Raw genomic sequence first — 15053 nt, forward strand, 5'->3', positions numbered from 1 at the left:
CGATGGATTCGGGTTACCTCTGGGTCGATCACTCGGCCCCCGAACACGTGCGAACGGCGCAGGTCGGCGGCCATGTGCGGCAGCCCGAGGCGCGGCCGCCGTGGCTGGTGGTGTACGAGTCGCCGGGCCGGGTCCTTGTCAACCGCTGGCCCGGACGGCTGTTCGCGGTGCGGATACGGCCCGCGGCGACGGCGGGGGAGCGGGCGGCCCTGGCCGAGGTCACCGCCCGGATCCGGCCTGGTGCGGGCTACACCAACGCCATGGCGGTCGATGTCATCGAGGAGCTGAGTCCGGCGCTTATGTTCGGCGCGGACGGCGACGCGGTCGTGCGGGTCCTGGACGCCGCGCGGGCTCTGGATGAGCCGACGGCCCACCGGCTGGCGCGGGCCAGGCACCCCGACGCGGGAGACGCCTGCCGGGCCGCCTGGCAGCGCTGGCGGGACGACACCCCGCCCTGCGGTCTCGGGTCGCCGATCGCCTCCGGGTTCGGGCTGCTGCATCGACTGGTGTGCGACAGCGCCCGCGCCCGTGGCGGACCTGGGGCCTGGATCGTCGACGGCGACGGCGAGGAGGAAGCGGCCGAGCCGTGGAAGTCGGCGTACGGCGCGCTGCGCGAGGCGGCCATGGCCTACGGCGCCCCGGACCTGTCGGACAGCGACTCGGGCACGATCATGGCGGCTGCTTGGATCGAGGTTTACGGGCATTTGCCCGATTAGTGGCTCAGTAGGTGATCGGCCAGCTCCTGAGCAATTATCGCCGATGTTAAGAGCATGTGTGGTGATCGGTTCACGTTGCCATAACACACTGCGTGTTGAAGTGATCTTCCGTAAGTCACCGGATCCCCGTTCCGGTGGCCGGAAGGAGTTCACATGTCCTGCCCCTCCCCGCGCCCCTCGCTGGCCAAACGGGCCGGCGTCGGCATCGCCGCCGCCGCGCTGCTGACCGCGATTCCCGCGTACACCGAGATCGCCTCGGCCGACAGCGGCCTCACCGCGAGCGACGGCGCGCTGGACGAGCCGGTGTCGCCGTTCACCGACGGGCACCCCGCCGTCGACAACCTCGACCCCGACCTGCGCGAAGCCATCCGCCAGGCGGCCGCCGACGCCCGCCGCGACGGCGTCGAGGTGCTGATCAACTCCGGCTGGCGCAGCCGCAGCCACCAGCAGCACCTGCTCGACGAAGCCGTCGCGCAGGACGGCCCGGAGGAGGCGGCCAAGCGCGTCAACACCCCTGACCGCTCCACCCACGTGACCGGCAAGGCGATCGACGTCGGACCGCAGCGGGCAGACCGGTGGCTCCAGCGAAACGGCGCCGCCTACGGGCTCTGCCAGGTGTACGCCAACGAGATCTGGCACTTCGAGCTGACGACCGTGCCCGGCCGCCCCTGCCCGCCGCAACTGCCCGACGCGTCCGCGGGCTGACCGGTCAGGCGCTCGCGGACGTGAGAATGCCGTACCACCAGGTCGCGCGCTCGTCGCCCAGCATGTCGAGCTGCTCGTCGGTGGGTCGGTAGTCGTCGGGCAGCTCCGCCGACGCCGCGCCGCACCGCTCGACGATCTCCCGCAGCCGGGTGACCGCCGGGTCGTCCCGTAGCTCCTCGACATCCATCAGGTCGTCGACGAGCAGTGCGGGGCCGAGGGCGTACCAGGCCGCGACGAGCCCCGGGTCGCCGTGCCGCTCGGCGGCCTCGGCGACCGCTGTCGCGACGTCGAGCAGCGCGACCCGGGCCGGCGCGACCGCGTCGCGGCCAGTGAGCCGACCCGCGTCGACCTCCCGCCGCCACAGGGCCGTGCCCGCCTCGCAGTACAGCCACGGCGGGTCGACGTAACCGTCTTCCAGCCAGTCGTCGTACCCGGCGAAGTCGTCGGCGTCCTCGTCGATCTCACGCAACGCCTGGAACCCGGTCAGCCCGTCGAAGAACCCGCGGCGCTGCGCGTAGTCCGGGTGCTCGTGCGGCGCGAGCCGGTAGGTGTGCCGGCGGCGCAACAGGATGTCCAGCACCCGGCCCTGGGTGTGCGAGCAGTCGAACCCGGCCTGGAACGCGTACAGCGCCGTGAACCAGTCCCGCAGCCGGTCGTCGTCCGCGGCGTGGCGGGCGTCGAGCACCACGACCGACTCGGCCACCAGATCCTCGATGTCGTGCATGGACATGCCGTCCGCCAATCCGGGTCGTGCTGCGGCCTGCTCAGATGGGGAAAGCACCACGCCGCCAGCGCCAGTGGCGGCCGGCCTTCAGGTGATCGACGGCCGCGCGTTCGAGCACGGTGCGGCGCGGCAGCTGGTCGAGCGGCGTGGTGATGCTGCGGAACACGAACCGCAGCACCTCGACGTCGGCGTCGAGCCCCTCCGGCTCCTCGTAGGGCTCCAGCGCGAACCGCTGCTGGAACCGGACGATGTTCGAGTCCTCCGGCAGGTACTCCAGCAGTTGCGGGTCGAGCAGCCACGAGCCGCAGGTGAACGCCGTGAAGGTCCGGTCGGGGAAGTGGCGCGGGAAGAACGCGCGGGCCTCGTCCAGCGAGGCAGTGACGGCCTGCGGGGTCATCGGCCCGGACTCGGGGATGTGCAGGCCGACGGTGGTGTCGGCGGGGTGGTATTGCAACCGGCCCAGCTCGTAGATGCTGCCGCGCGCGTGCAGCGTCAGCCACGCCTGCATGACCGGCCAGCCCTCGCGGTTCATCCGCCGGTCGATCGCCAGGTTGCGGCCCAGGTCCGCCAGGGACGTCCACGACACCGCGTCGGCGATGCCGCGCTCGCGGTGATACTCCCGGACGACGTCCACCAGGGCCAGGTAGGCGTACACGTAGAGGTGCCGCCAGGCGGGCCCTCGGTCGCGCGCCAGCTCCGGACCGGGCGGCAGCCAGTCGTGGCCGCCGAGATCGGCGCGGACCAGAGCGATCGAGCGGTCGAGCAGCCAGCGCAACTCCGGCGTCCACAGTGGGGAGTCCGGGTCCGGCCAGCCTTCCATGATCTCGGCGGCGTCGTCCGGCCGCACCGCGAGCCGGTCGAGGATCGCGGGCGCGTCGGCCTTGGCGGGCAGCGGGGCCGACGGCCGGTCGCCGGCGAGCAGGTGCACGCGCTCGATGTCGGCGACGGGCACTCCCAGCAGCGCGGCGGTGTGCTCCAGATCCACGCGGCCGACCCTACCGGACGGCGGGGCGGCCCCTCCAGGTCGAACCCGGCAGATCCCTGATCATGGGCTGACCCGGCTTCGCCCGTGCTGGAGGGTCTCGTCCAGCCAGTCGAACACCACCTGATCGAATCGCGAGCGGTTCCAGCCCTCGCAGTGCCCGGCCGCCCCGTCCGCCGCGGTGAACCGTGCCATCGCCTTCGGGCAGGTCAACGCCTCGTGGAGGGCTTCGGCCCCGGCCGCGAGCGGATCACCGTCGGCGGCGGCGACCAGGGTCGGGCACTCGATCGACCCGACGATGTCCGAGAGCCGGTAACGCCTGCCCAGGTCCACGACGTACGCGCCGAGCGTCGGCGCGCCGTGCACCCACATGCCGCGCTGCACCAGCTTCCAGCGCGCCACCGGGTTGCTGCGCACCGCGTCCTGCATCATCGGTTCCAGCTCGGCAGGGTCGACATCGGGATACCGGTCGCGCACCGGCGGCGGCAGCATGGCCCGGACGGTCTCGGCCTGGTCCCACTGGCCCGGGTCGGCGATCAGCGCGGCGACGCGCGGCTCGCCCGAGGCGGCGCGCGGGGCCAGCCAGCCGCCGAAACTCCAGCCCATGACCGCGACCCGGTCGCCGTCGACCTCCGGCTGGGCCAGCGCCGCGTCCACGACCGCGCGCAGCACCACCTCCCAGTCGGGGCGCATCCGCAGCTGCTGCTCGATCAGCGCGCCGCCCTGGCCGGGCCCGTCCACGAGCAGGCAGTGGTATCCGCGGCGCAGCGCGGGCACCGCGTGCGACCAGTACATCTCGTGCACGTTGCCGTCGTAGCCGTCGACGGCCACCAGCAGCGGCCGCACCCGGTCGTCGACCAGGCACAGGTGACCGGGCAGGCTCGTCTCCTCGAACGGGACCCGCAGCGGCCGGACCGGGTGCGGGGCCAGCGCCGCGTACCGCTGGAAGCGTCGGACTCCCGCTGAAACGCCGCCACCAGCCTGGGGTCCACCGGTTCCCCGAACAGCGGCGTGTACGACACCCGCAGGTAGGTCGTGGCACGCAGGTACGCCTCCCGCGCGCTGACCTGGTGGCCACGGGCGTGGCTGTCCTCGGCCCAGCCGACCAGCTTCGCCGCGTACCCGGTCCACGCCTCATGCCAGCTGTCGGCGTCACCAGGCTCGACCTGCGCCGCGATGGCCGCGACCTCGCCGTACTCCGCGCCGCCGCGGGTCATGGTCATCAAAGCCCGCTCGGTGAACATCTGGAACAGCGGGTCGTCGAACAGCTGCTTCATCATGGCGGGCCCCCGATCGCTCCTGTTCACCACAGCACGAACGGCCGGGGCACCGCCCGGACTTCGGTCGTATCCGCCGGGTGACGGGCGCTGTCCGACCTCCGTCAGTCGGCGAATTCGGCGGCCGGGGTCTGCCTAGACTCCGGGAGTCCGTCGAGCGGCCAGGGGTGTGGGGATGCAGCTCAGCTCGGAAATGATCACCGCTTCGGCGTCCTTGCTCGTCGGCGTGGTCGCGGGAGGCTCGGCGCTGCTCGGCCAGCGCCTGACCCTGCGCAACACCGAACGTGCCGAGGTGCGTCGCAGCGCACTCGCGCTGGCCGAGACCCGCCGGCAGGAGCGGCTCACCCACGTGATGGCGTTCCTGGAGGCCGTGCAGGCCGCGGAACGGATCGCCGTGGACCACCACCACTACGGCGTCGACGACGAGCAGTGGCAGGCGCGTGCCAACGCCATGATCGACCGGCTGTGGGTGCTGCAGAAGACCCTCCACCTGCTGTGCGACGAGGAACTCAACGCCGCCGCGCGGCTGCTCGCGTTCGCCGTACGCGACCTCGTGCGCGACGGGCCCAAGGACCGCACCGCGCCGGTCGAGACGAGGATCTGGGAGGAGATCGGGCCGAGCCGGCGGGCGTTCCTCGATGTCGCCCACCTGCACCTGCGTGAGCTGGCCGGCCCGAACTCCTGACCCGCCTACGGAGTCTTCACGGCCGGCCCAGCAGGTCCATGTCCTCGTCGGTGAGCGTGAGGTCGCCCGCGGCGATGTTCTCCGCCAGGTGCGCGGGTGAGCCGGTGCCGGGGATGAGCAGGATGTTCGGCGAGCGGGCCAGCAGCCAGGCCAGCGCCACCTGCGCGACGGTGGCGTCGTGCCGTGCCGCGACGGTGGTCAGGTGCTCGGCGGTCAGCGGCTGGAACCCGCCGACGGGGAAGAACGGCACGTACGCCACACCCGCCTCCGCGCACGCGTCCACCAGGGGATCGTCCTCGCGATAGGCGATGTTGTACCGGTTCTGGACGCACACGATCGGCGCGATCGTGCGGGCCGTGTCGAACTCGGCGCGGCCGATGTTGGAGATGCCGATGTGCCGGATCAGTCCCTCGTCGCGCAGCGACATCAGCGTCTCCAGCGGCGCGGCGACGGCGGAGCGGTCATGGCCCCGGTCGCTCATCCGCAGGTTCACCACGTCCAGCCGGTCGACGCCGAGGGTGCGCAGGTTCGCCTCCACGCTGCGGCGCAGCCCGTCCGGGGTGAGCCCGGTGTGCTCCGACGGCTGCAGGGTGTGAACTGGTGGTCGGGTTAGCTAAGCGTGACTGCATTCGGTTCGCCCTGGTGGCGGTGTGGCCGGGTGCAGGATGCTGAGCGTTTGTCGTGGGTGGCGGTTGTGTCGGGGGCGGGTCGTAGGCTCATGGCAGTCCTGATTGGCCGGTGTGCGGGGGTGTGGTTGTGGCGGTGGGTCAGCTCACCGCGACCGCGACCTGCGCGGCGATGTCGGCGACGGTCGAGGCCGGCGGCCATCGGGTCGGTGAGCGGGTGCTGGCCGCGCGGGTCGGGTGGCTGGCCGGGCTGGTCGGGCAGCTGGCCGCGCAGATCGTGGCCGAACACTGGACCGGCGCGGACCTGGCGGTGTTGGCTGCTGGTGTCGGCCCGGACGGGCGGGTGCTGCCGGCCAAGGGCTGGATGGCGTTGCGCCGGCTGGGCTGGACGGCGCCCGCGCCGGCGGGTGTGTATGTCAGCGACCGGGTGCGCCGGTGCGCCGAAGAGGAAGCCGCCCGCGCCCTGCGGCTGGGGGTGTACCGGCGCGAGGTCCTGCAGGCGATCGTCGCGACCTGGCCCGGCGACGGCAGGCGCGCCGACGCCGACTGGCGGGCGCTGCGTGAGCTGCTGCCAGCCGGGGTGACCAACGCGGTGATCGCCAACCGCACCAGGCAGGTCCGCGCCTACCAGCACGCGTACGGCCGACTTCCCGGCGACCTGACCGACCTGGAGACCGCACCGGCGGTCGCGGCGCAGGTGTTGTTGGCCGCCGCCGACAGGCAACTGACCAGCATCGGCCGCGACGGGCCGGGCCGGGCCGTGCTGCGGGTCCAGCTGCCACTGACGGCCCGGCCCGGGTCACCGGCCGACTGGGCCTGGCACGCCCTGCCCCTGACCCTGCCCGCCCACGTCGCCGACCACGCCAGGCTGTGCGCGCCGACCCTGCGCATCGCCGGGCACCGAGTCCGCGTCGACCTACCCCACCGTGTACCCGTCACACCCGCGCCCGCGCGGGGGCACCAGGTCGCTCTCGGCCTGGACTGGGGCGTCAACACCCTGCTGACCGGCACCGTCGGACGGTTGACCGACACCGGCCGGGTCGTCACCGACGGCCGGATGCTGCGCTACGACGCCACCGCGGTCTCCGCCAAGCTTCACCGGCTGCGCCAACACCGCGAACACCTGGCCGCCAGACGCGACCACCACACCGCCCTGGCCGCGGGCCTGCCCGACAGCGACGCTCGTGCCGGGCACCTGACCGCGCTGGCCGCACGCGCCACCACCGAACACGAACACGTATGCGCCCGAATCCGCCACCTCAACAAGACCCTCGCCTGGTCGGCCGCCCGCTGGGCCGTGGACCAGGCCGTCGCCCTGCACGCCGGCGTCGTCTACGTCGAGGACCTGGCCACCCTGGCGGCCCGCGGCCGGCGCAAAGGCAACGCCCGGCTGTCCGGGCAGGTCCGCGGCAAGGTCGTCGACGCGCTCGTGCACCTGGCCGCCAAAGCCGGCATCGCGGTCGTGACCGTGCCCGCCCGGGGCACCAGCCGCTACTGCCCCCGCTGCGGGCAAGGCCGCACCGAACTGGCCCACACCCCCGCCCCCGACCGGCCGGGCGAGCGGGGCTGGAAATGGGCGATCTGCGGCCGCTGCCGGCTCAACCTCGACCGCGACCACGCCGCGGCCATGCGCATCACCGCCCGCGGCCTGCTCGCCCAACACCACGTCCGCACCGACCGCACCACCGGCCGACACACCATCACCGCCGTCGTCGAAGGCGACGTCGCGACCGTACGACGCCCCACCACCCACCCCACCAGGCAACCGACGCCACGGGCCAAGACCGGACCCACCCGGAAACGGCCCCCGGCGTCGGCAGGCAAGCTCTCCCACCGTGCGCCCGACCGGCGCACGGCCCCCGCCCCACCGGCGTCCACCGGTGGCCAGCGTCCGGCGGGGCAGGCACCCAAGAACCACCACCCCCGCGTGGCGGCGTCAGGACCTGCACACGATCACCTGAAACCACGGCATCACCGGACCGGCTTCCACCACGTCCGCGCCACTCCCGCAATCACCCTCACCGGCGACTACGGACCCGGCACGACACGGCCACGCCCCCACCCGAAACGCCTGACACCCTCAGACAAACACAGGTAATCAGAGACGCTGATGTCCGAGCCTTCGACAAGCGCGCCGACCTTGGTCACCAGGACCAGATCCGCCGGGTACGGGTGCAGCGCCGTCCTGATCAGCTCGTTGGCCGCGACGCCGTCGCGGGCGTAGTAGTGCGAGGTGTCGATGTGGTTCACGCCCAGCTCGACGGCCTGCCGCAGGATCGCCAGCGCGGTCTCGCGCTCGGGCCGCCCGCCCTGCGGCCAGCCGGTCAGTTTCATCGCGCCATATCCGACGCGGCCGACGTCGAGGTCCCCGCCCAGTTCCCAGCTCGTGTTCACCATGATCGTGATCCTAATGGTGGATGATCCGGTCACAGGTTCCTGATGTTGCCGTGCTGGATGCAGATGTCGCGATCGCCCTGTGTCCGGATCTCCTGGACGACGGGGTTTCCTGCCGTGCGGGTCACCCGGACCCGGTACCCGAAGCCGTGCCCGTCGACCGGCGACGACCAGGCGACCGACGACTCGATCTCGTAGGAGCGGACCGGGTTCGCCTGCTCCGCGGCGTCGAACTCGCCGCGCTCGACGCCGGTTTCGTCAGTGCAGATCAGCGCGTGGGCGGCGGCGTGGTCGCCTTGGACCAGAGCGTCGAGGTAGTTCCGCACGGCGCGCTCGGAGGCCGTCCCGTCGTCCACCGGACCGATCACGCCGCACGCGCTCACCAACCCGGCCGCCACCAGCGCGAGGCCGATTCCCCTACTGTTGATCACGCCGGGCATCATGCCACCGGCCGACACTGCACGGTTCAGGGCGTGGTCCAGCGTTGGTTCGCCTGGTAGTTCGGGTTGCAGGTCCAGATCTGCAGCCGGGTGCCGTCGGCGCTGGTCTGGTCGCGGGCGTCCAGGCACCTGCCGGAGGCGGGATTGACCAGGTGACGGGTGGCGCTGTCGTACACCCAACGCTGGCGCGCCAAGCCGGACCCGCACGACCAGAGCTGCACCGACGTGCCGTCGTCGGTATCGCCGCCCTGCACGTCGAGGCACTTTCCGAGCGCCCGAACGGTGCCGTCCGCGCGCATGGTCCAGGTCTGGGCGGCGGTGCCGTTGCAGGTGTAGATCACGATCGGGGTGCCGTCGGCGCGGCTCGCGCCGGCGACGTCGACGCACTTGCCGCCGATGCCGGTGATCTCACCGACATGGCTCGCTGCCGGAGGCGCGGCCGGTTGACCGGCGTTCCCGGCGGGCGACGCGCTCGGCACCGGCGATCGCGAGGGCGCGCCGGACGGCTGACCGGAACCGGTCGGTGCCGTGGTCGCGGCAGGTGACGGATGCGCGGACGGCGCAGGGCGGGCCTTCGGCGAGGCCTGCTCGGTTCCGGTCGGCGCGGCCTCAGTGGCGTTGGCGAACGTGGTGTCAGGCAGGTCCGGGTTCCGCCAGGTCACCGCGCCGACACCCACTGCGAGCAGCAGGATGAATGCCACGGCCCCCACCAGCGCCACCCGCGGCCAGGGGCGGCGGGTGCTGCCGGACGGCATCGGCGGCACGTCGCCGTTCGTGGCGACGTCGGTCTCGGCGGTGGTGTGCAGCTCGTCGGCGGGCGAGGGGTCCATCGTCGGCAACGGTGTGGGGGCGGCCCATGAAGGCCCGTCAGGGGCGGCGGCCGCAGGAACCGGGCTGTCCGCCGTGGGGGAGTCGTGGCGGGCCGGGTCGAGCGCGGCACGCAGCAGCGCCTCGGCTTGATCAGCGTCCACGCGCTGGTCCGGGTCCTTCTGCAGCAGGCCTTCCAGCGCCGGTGTCAGCGCTCCGGCCCGCGTCGGGCGCGGCGGGGGCTCGGTCACCAGCGCGGCGATCGTCGCCGCGGGCGACGGCCGGTCGAAGACCAGCCTGCCTTCTACGGCCGTGAACAGGGTCGCGCCCAGCGCCCACAGGTCGGCGGCCGGGCCGCCGCGGTCGCCGTCGACGCGTTCGGGGGCGAGATAGGCGGGCGAGCCCACGACCATGCCGGTGCGGGTGACCGACGCGTCCGCCGACTGGTGCGTGGCCAGGCCGAAGTCGGTCAGCAGGACCCGACCGTCCTCGGCGAGCAGCACGTTGGCGGGTTTGACGTCCCGGTGCAGGAGGCCCGCCTGATGCGCCGCGCGCAGCGCGCTCAGCAGGGCGAGTCCGATTTCGGTGGCCCGCCGGACGGGGATCGGCCCGTCCGAGGCGAGCACCTGGTGCAGCGATCTCGCGTGGACCAGTTCCATCACGATCCAGGGTTCTCCCTCGTGCGGGATCACGTCGTGCACCTGGATCACGTTCGGGTGGCTCAGCTGCGCCACGGCCCGTGCCTCGCGCAGGCTGCGTTCACGGGTGGTCTTGCGCTCCTCCTCGGTCAGGTGGGCCGGCGCGAGCAGTTCCTTGATCGCCACGAACCGTTGGAGGTACTCGTCCCGGGCCCGCCAGACACGGCCCTGCCCGCCCTGGCCGATGACGTCGAGAAGCTGATATCGATAGGCCAGCAATTTCTTGGATGAGTCGTGCACCGCGGAAGAATACACGCGGTGAATGATGCCTCCACCTGCTGTCCACCGTCCCTATAGAAGGCTGGGACGTGCACTGATGAACGCCGGGTAAACAGTGTTCGAGCGCTTGCCAACTGCTACAACGAGCACCATTGATAGCCTGAATCGGCGTTCGGATAGGGGGCTGCCGATCGCCGCATTCGCTGTGTCGACGCATCGTGGTCAGGTGAATGCGCGGCCGCGGGGCGCGGGTGGCCCCGGCGGCGCGGCGGCGGGCGGGTCCGCGACAATGCTGGCTTTGAGCGCCGTCAAGGAGATGTCGTATGGGTCCGAACAAGACCGTGCCGAGCAAGCCGTCCCGGCTCAAGGTGTCCACCAGGAGAGTCACGGCGATGTGGGCCACCTGTGTCGTCATCGGAGCGGGGCTCGGCTGGGCGCTGCGCGCCGTGTCGGAGTGGGCGGCGTCCGTCGACGGCATGCCGCTGCGTGACTGGATCTCGGTGCTCGCGAAGGTGCCCGACCCGTACGGGACCGTGCTCTGCGTGCTGCTCGGCGTGGTGTTCGGCGCGGAGGTGGCCCGGCGCACGCTGAAGGACTCGGTGGCGGTGTCAGTGCAGCCGGACCTGGTCATCTGGCGGGCCGGCAAGCAGACCCGCCGGATCGCCCGCGCCGAGATCTCGGCCGTCTACCTGGACGGCTTCGACGATCTCGTGTTCCTCGGCGCCGACACCGGTGAACTGGCCAGGGCGAACAACAATCTGGACGAGGACGCGGTGAAGGAGGCGTTCCTGCGCCACGGGTACCCGTTCTTCGACGCCGATCCGCACCTGGAGCAGTACATGCGCTGGGTCGAGGACCTGCCCGAGCTGTCCGCGACGGCCAACGCCCTGCTGAAGGCACGGCAGAAGGCGCTGGAGGAGAACGCCGCCGAGGACGCGGCCGAACTCCGCGCCGACCTGACCAAGCTCGGCGTGATCGTCCGGCAGAACGACGACCGCCAGTTCTACCGCCTCGTCGCCAAACCGGCCGGGGCAGCCTCCGCCGAGAAGGTCCCGGCGTAGCTGCGCGACCGGCCGTGGCCGCCGCCGTTCTCCGGCGGACGGCGGCCACGCCACTGCGGTGCCCGGGTCAGAAGCCGCCGGCGGCGTTGCACTTGACGCCCTGGTTGAGGCAGTTGCGTACGCGGGCGGCGAGCGCCTCCTCGTCCCAGCCGTTGAAGAAGTCGGCGTGCATGGAGAACGAGTTGCCCGACGACAGCGTGATGCCGTCGGTCTTGGCGCTCAGCGGCTTGTACGAGATCACGAACGACACCGACGGGATCGGCACCGGGTGGCTGCGCGGGCACACGCCCGTGTGCAGCGCGCCGGACATGTGCGCCTTGTGGTCGGGGCTGTCCAGGTGCTTGCCGTCCCAGCAGTCCGGGAAGGTGATCTGCCGGACGATGTGCGCGGTGGACGCGCAGACCGGGAAGACCCCGTCGGAGGACCGGCCGACCTCGCCGCCGATGCCCGCGCACCAGAACCGGTTGCCGTTCGGGTCGGAGGTCTTCTTCGCGTCGCCTTCGACCATCCGCAGCCCGTACGGGAACGGCTGGGTCTTGGCGGGGTCCTTCAGCCGTGAGCCGTAGTAGACGGTGATCTCGTCGGGGTCGATCACGCGGCCGTTCTGGAATAGCGTCGGGATCCAGTACCCGGACCGGTCCTGCTTGGGGTTGCAGGTGGTCGCGCCGGCACGCAGCGACGCGGCCGTGGTGTGGCTGTCGGTGGTCTTGTTGCCCCAGAACGTGTGGTTGTGCGACGCGCCGGGCAGGCCGGGGAAGACGATCGGATCGTCGTCGCGGTGGTGGCTGACCGTGCAGGTGGCGTGGAACTCGGGGACCTGCACCGGCTTGCCGGTCACCGTGCGCGGCTTGCGGGCGAAGAACGCCGCGGTGCGGGCCTTCTGCTCGTCGGGGTCCACGGCGATCCAGCCCGGCTTGGCCGGCTTGGGCGAGGCTTTCGCCGACGGGGAGACCGCCGGTGTCGCGGCAGGAGACGTCGCCGCGGCGGGTCCGGTCGCCGCCGCTTCCGGTGCGGAAGCCTCGCCGGTGTCGGCGACGATGAACGAGACCACCGCGATCGCCAGCACGACCGGTGCCGCGATCAGAACCGGGCCGAGTCGGCCGAGCCTGGACGCCCGTCCAGGAGGATTCAGGGCCGGTTGTTCGGTACGCACAGAGGTCCTCCTGCGGTTGGGTACGCCTAAGTCGGGTGGCTGCTGAGGAATCCGATCGCCATCGCGCCCCACCAGCCGCCCTGGGACACCAGCGCGGCCAGCACCGAGCGCAGCAGCAGCAACCGGGGAACGGGTCCGGTGAACGCGGCGATCCTGCGGTGCAGCGCGGAGGCCTGGACCCCGTTGAGTGCCACGAGCAGCACCAGCAGCAGCTTGATCTGGGTGAGGGTCGAACCGAGGTCCGGCCGCAGCAGCCCGCCGCTGGCCGCCATGCCGGCCAGGCCCAGCCAGATCAGCAGGTTCACCTGGTCGGCCACGGCCAGCACCTGCCGCAGCTGGCACCGGCGCAGCAGCCACTTCAGGGCGATCCAGTCGACGGCGACCACCGCGCCGAACCCGACGACCAGGCACGCGAGGTGCACGAACAGCGCCACCCGGTGCAGCGCCGGGTTCACCGGCACCAGGGTCGACTCCGCGAGCACCGCCAACCACGTCACGATGATCACGATGGCGACCAGGCCCGGCGACGGGGACGGCCCACCGGTCAGCCTGGCCCGCAGGCCGGGCCGGTGGCGGCCGCGGACGTCCGGCGGCGGCTGCTCGCCGGTAGCCGGATCGCTGCGCGTCGGGGCGTTCACGGAGGCCATCTTGCACGGTCGCCGACCGGCTGGGAACGTGGGGTGGTTCCGCGCCCGCGACCTGGTCCGCAGGCAGTAGGGTGCCGCACATGTTCGGTCGTGCGAAGCCGTCGCCGCTGCCCTACCCCCAGGCGTCCCCGCAAGGGTTGGCGGCCCGCTGGCTGCGGTGGGCGGCTTCGATTCCGGCGTGGCGGACGCCGCTCGGCGACCGGGCCGAGTACTACGCCACGAACCAGCCCAAGGATGTGTGGTTCCTCGCCGGGCAGTTCGGTGACGCGGGTGACGATCCCGAGAACTTCCGGCGGGTGACCGTTCCGGCGGGCCGGCCGATCTTTCTGCCGATCTGGTGGGCGTACGGGACGGACGACGCCCCGCAGGGCAGGCCCACCGACGCCGGGATCGCGTACGCCACCCTGGAGAACGACGAGGAGATCGACCTGCCGATCCTCGAAGTGGTCTGCCGTCGCAAGTTCACCGTCGACGGCGTCTTCGGCAATCCGATCACGACCACCGGCCGGTCCCGGGACGTGTGGATGTGGGCGAACTGCGTGCTGCTCACCGGCCTCACCCCGGGACGGCATCGGCTGATCACGTCACGCGCGCACGTCTCGGAGGAGCGTCCGGACGCGGCCGCCTTCGTCTACCTCATCACGATCCGCGGCTGACCCGTCCGGAGACATCGCGTTCATCGGGCGCGGTTACCATGCCAGCGGCCACGAGATCGCCTTGTCTGCCAGGAGTCAGCGTGTCGTACCAGACGATCGACGGGTCCGGACCGGACCCGCAGCCCGGTTCCGGCCTGCTGGGCCGGCTGGCCCGCAACCGGCGCAACGTCCTCGTCGTCGCCGCCGGTCTGGCCGTCGCGACGGCCGTGGCGGCGGGGGCGGTGTTCGCGGCCGGCGAACCGGAACCGTCGAACGCGGCCGAAAGCCCCGCGCTGACCGCGTCGCCGGTCGCGCCGACCGGTTCGGCGGCGACCTCGCCGTCACCGAGTGCGGCCGCGCCGAAGGCTGCCAAGCCCGGCTGGGTGCCCGTCGACCAGGCGGCCTGGCAGGCGCAGGTCGCCGCGTACCAGGCGCGGAAGGTCGATCCGGTCCCGGCCGGGGTCGGCAACCTGCCGGAGTTCCGGGCCGACTGCAAGTACAGCCACTCGCTGCCCGACGACCCGATCGTCGCCCCCGGGCTGCCGGGCGCGTCGCACATGCACTCCTTCGTCGGCAACAAGGCCGTCGGCGCGCAGACCAAGGCCGCCGACCTGATGAAGTTCACGGCGACCACCTGCAAGCCGGTCGAGGACCACTCCTCGTACTGGGTGCCGACGCTCTACGACAACGCGACCGGCAAGCCGGTCGAGACGACGGGTTTCCGGGTCTACTACCGCTCGCTGATGAACACCTCGGCGAACCAGCTGCCGATGCCCAACGGCCTGCGCATGATCGTCGGCGATGCCAAGAAGAAGAAGCCGACCCCGCGCGGCGCGGGTGGCCAGTTCTTCTGCGCCTACTACGGCCCCGGCGACGTCGACGGCGTGGCCCGCAGCGGCAACGGCAACTGGCCGATCTGCGACGGCAAGGCGACCCTGCACTACATCATGCAGTTCCCGGACTGCTGGGACGGCAAGCACCTGGACAGCCCCGACCACAAGGCACACGTGTCGTTCGGCCGTGGCAACGCCTGCCCGCGCAGCCACCCGGTGAAGATCCCGGCGATCACCTTCGACATCGCGTACGGCTCGCAGGGCAGCGCGGCGGGTTTCTACCTGTCCTCCGACAAGGACGGCAAGAGCGCCTCGTCGATGCACGGCGACGCGTTCGTGATGTGGGACGTCGACGCCATGAACAAGCGCACGAAGAACTGCGTCCAGCAGCGCCGGACCTGTGACAACTTCGGCTACCAGCAGTGACGCGCCGGTAGGCGACCGCCTCCGG

At 71.9% G+C, this 15053-nt stretch carries 16 protein-coding genes; 7 read left to right on the forward strand and 9 right to left on the reverse strand.

Translation table 11 applies throughout. The features are described 5' to 3' along the window. Positions 1-2: 2 nt before the first annotated feature. Both ACFQO7_RS21505 and ACFQO7_RS21510 read left to right on the forward strand, forming a co-directional pair. On the forward strand, positions 3-716 hold the full coding sequence (locus ACFQO7_RS21505; protein WP_376808021.1) for a hypothetical protein: 714 nt from the start codon (positions 3-5) through the stop codon (positions 714-716). Positions 717-869: 153 nt separating this feature from the next. After that, the gene (locus tag ACFQO7_RS21510) at positions 870-1421 is read left to right on the forward strand and encodes a M15 family metallopeptidase (RefSeq protein ID WP_376808022.1); all 552 of its coding nucleotides are present in this window, start codon (positions 870-872) and stop codon (positions 1419-1421) included. A 4-nt stretch (positions 1422-1425) separates the two neighbouring features. On the opposite strand, the gene ACFQO7_RS21515 is transcribed toward ACFQO7_RS21510, so the two are convergent. The 3 genes from ACFQO7_RS21515 to ACFQO7_RS21525 are packed head-to-tail and all read right to left on the reverse strand — an operon-like array spanning position 1426 to position 3973. Further along, the gene (locus ACFQO7_RS21515) at positions 1426-2151 is read right to left on the reverse strand and encodes a hypothetical protein (protein WP_376808023.1); all 726 of its coding nucleotides are present in this window, start codon (positions 2149-2151) and stop codon (positions 1426-1428) included. Positions 2152-2185: 34 nt separating this feature from the next. After that, on the reverse strand, positions 2186-3130 hold the full coding sequence (locus tag ACFQO7_RS21520) for an acyltransferase domain-containing protein (RefSeq protein WP_376808024.1): 945 nt from the start codon (positions 3128-3130) through the stop codon (positions 2186-2188). A gap of 60 nt (positions 3131-3190) precedes the next feature. Further along, complete coding sequence (locus ACFQO7_RS21525; RefSeq protein ID WP_376808025.1) at positions 3191-3973, reverse strand: alpha/beta hydrolase family protein; 783 nt, start codon at positions 3971-3973, stop codon at positions 3191-3193. Between the two features lie 606 nt (positions 3974-4579). On the opposite strand from ACFQO7_RS21525, the gene ACFQO7_RS21530 reads away from it, so the two are divergent. Further along, positions 4580-5089, forward strand: a complete 510-nt coding sequence (locus ACFQO7_RS21530) for a hypothetical protein (RefSeq protein ID WP_376808026.1) — start codon at positions 4580-4582, stop codon at positions 5087-5089. Positions 5090-5105: 16 nt separating this feature from the next. Here ACFQO7_RS21530 and ACFQO7_RS21535 read toward each other — a convergent pair whose 3' ends face one another. After that, on the reverse strand, positions 5106-5678 hold the full coding sequence (locus tag ACFQO7_RS21535; RefSeq protein WP_376808076.1) for an aldo/keto reductase: 573 nt from the start codon (positions 5676-5678) through the stop codon (positions 5106-5108). A gap of 173 nt (positions 5679-5851) precedes the next feature. Here ACFQO7_RS21535 and ACFQO7_RS21540 point away from each other — a divergent pair, with 173 nt between their 5' ends. Then, a complete protein-coding gene (locus ACFQO7_RS21540; RefSeq protein WP_376808027.1) occupies positions 5852-7813 on the forward strand; it encodes a zinc ribbon domain-containing protein in 1962 nt (653 codons plus the stop codon). On the opposite strand, the gene ACFQO7_RS21545 is transcribed toward ACFQO7_RS21540, so the two are convergent. From ACFQO7_RS21545 to ACFQO7_RS21555, 3 genes are read right to left on the reverse strand one after another with little or no spacing between them, the layout of a single operon-like run. Next, on the reverse strand, positions 7744-8112 hold the full coding sequence (locus ACFQO7_RS21545; protein WP_376808028.1) for an aldo/keto reductase: 369 nt from the start codon (positions 8110-8112) through the stop codon (positions 7744-7746). The genes ACFQO7_RS21540 and ACFQO7_RS21545 overlap by 70 nt on opposite strands. A 29-nt stretch (positions 8113-8141) precedes the next feature. Continuing rightward, positions 8142-8549: a hypothetical protein gene (locus ACFQO7_RS21550; protein ID WP_376808029.1), complete on the reverse strand. Its 408-nt coding sequence runs from the start codon at positions 8547-8549 to the stop codon at positions 8142-8144. Positions 8550-8575: 26 nt separating this feature from the next. Continuing rightward, complete coding sequence (locus ACFQO7_RS21555; RefSeq protein ID WP_376808030.1) at positions 8576-10294, reverse strand: protein kinase domain-containing protein; 1719 nt, start codon at positions 10292-10294, stop codon at positions 8576-8578. A 302-nt stretch (positions 10295-10596) separates the two neighbouring features. On the opposite strand from ACFQO7_RS21555, the gene ACFQO7_RS21560 reads away from it, so the two are divergent. Beyond that, a complete protein-coding gene (locus ACFQO7_RS21560; protein WP_376808031.1) occupies positions 10597-11334 on the forward strand; it encodes a YqeB family protein in 738 nt (245 codons plus the stop codon). Positions 11335-11401: 67 nt separating this feature from the next. Here the strand turns inward: ACFQO7_RS21560 and ACFQO7_RS21565 are convergent, their stop codons facing one another. Together ACFQO7_RS21565 and ACFQO7_RS21570 are read right to left on the reverse strand one after the other, a co-directional pair. Further along, a complete protein-coding gene (locus tag ACFQO7_RS21565) occupies positions 11402-12487 on the reverse strand; it encodes a DUF1996 domain-containing protein (RefSeq protein WP_376808032.1) in 1086 nt (361 codons plus the stop codon). Positions 12488-12513: 26 nt separating this feature from the next. Next, positions 12514-13125 carry a hypothetical protein gene (locus tag ACFQO7_RS21570; RefSeq protein ID WP_376808033.1) on the reverse strand — a complete coding sequence of 204 codons (612 nt, stop codon included), beginning with the start codon at positions 13123-13125 and terminating at the stop codon, positions 12514-12516. An 89-nt stretch (positions 13126-13214) separates the two neighbouring features. Between ACFQO7_RS21570 and ACFQO7_RS21575 the strand changes: the two genes are divergently transcribed. Together ACFQO7_RS21575 and ACFQO7_RS21580 are read left to right on the forward strand one after the other, a co-directional pair. Further along, positions 13215-13790: a hypothetical protein gene (locus ACFQO7_RS21575; protein WP_376808034.1), complete on the forward strand. Its 576-nt coding sequence runs from the start codon at positions 13215-13217 to the stop codon at positions 13788-13790. An 80-nt stretch (positions 13791-13870) separates the two neighbouring features. After that, positions 13871-15028: a DUF1996 domain-containing protein gene (locus tag ACFQO7_RS21580; RefSeq protein WP_376808035.1), complete on the forward strand. Its 1158-nt coding sequence runs from the start codon at positions 13871-13873 to the stop codon at positions 15026-15028. Positions 15029-15053 lie beyond the last annotated feature (25 nt).

The organism is Catellatospora aurea, assembly GCF_042663325.1.
Lineage (GTDB): Bacteria > Actinomycetota > Actinomycetes > Mycobacteriales > Micromonosporaceae > Catellatospora > Catellatospora aurea.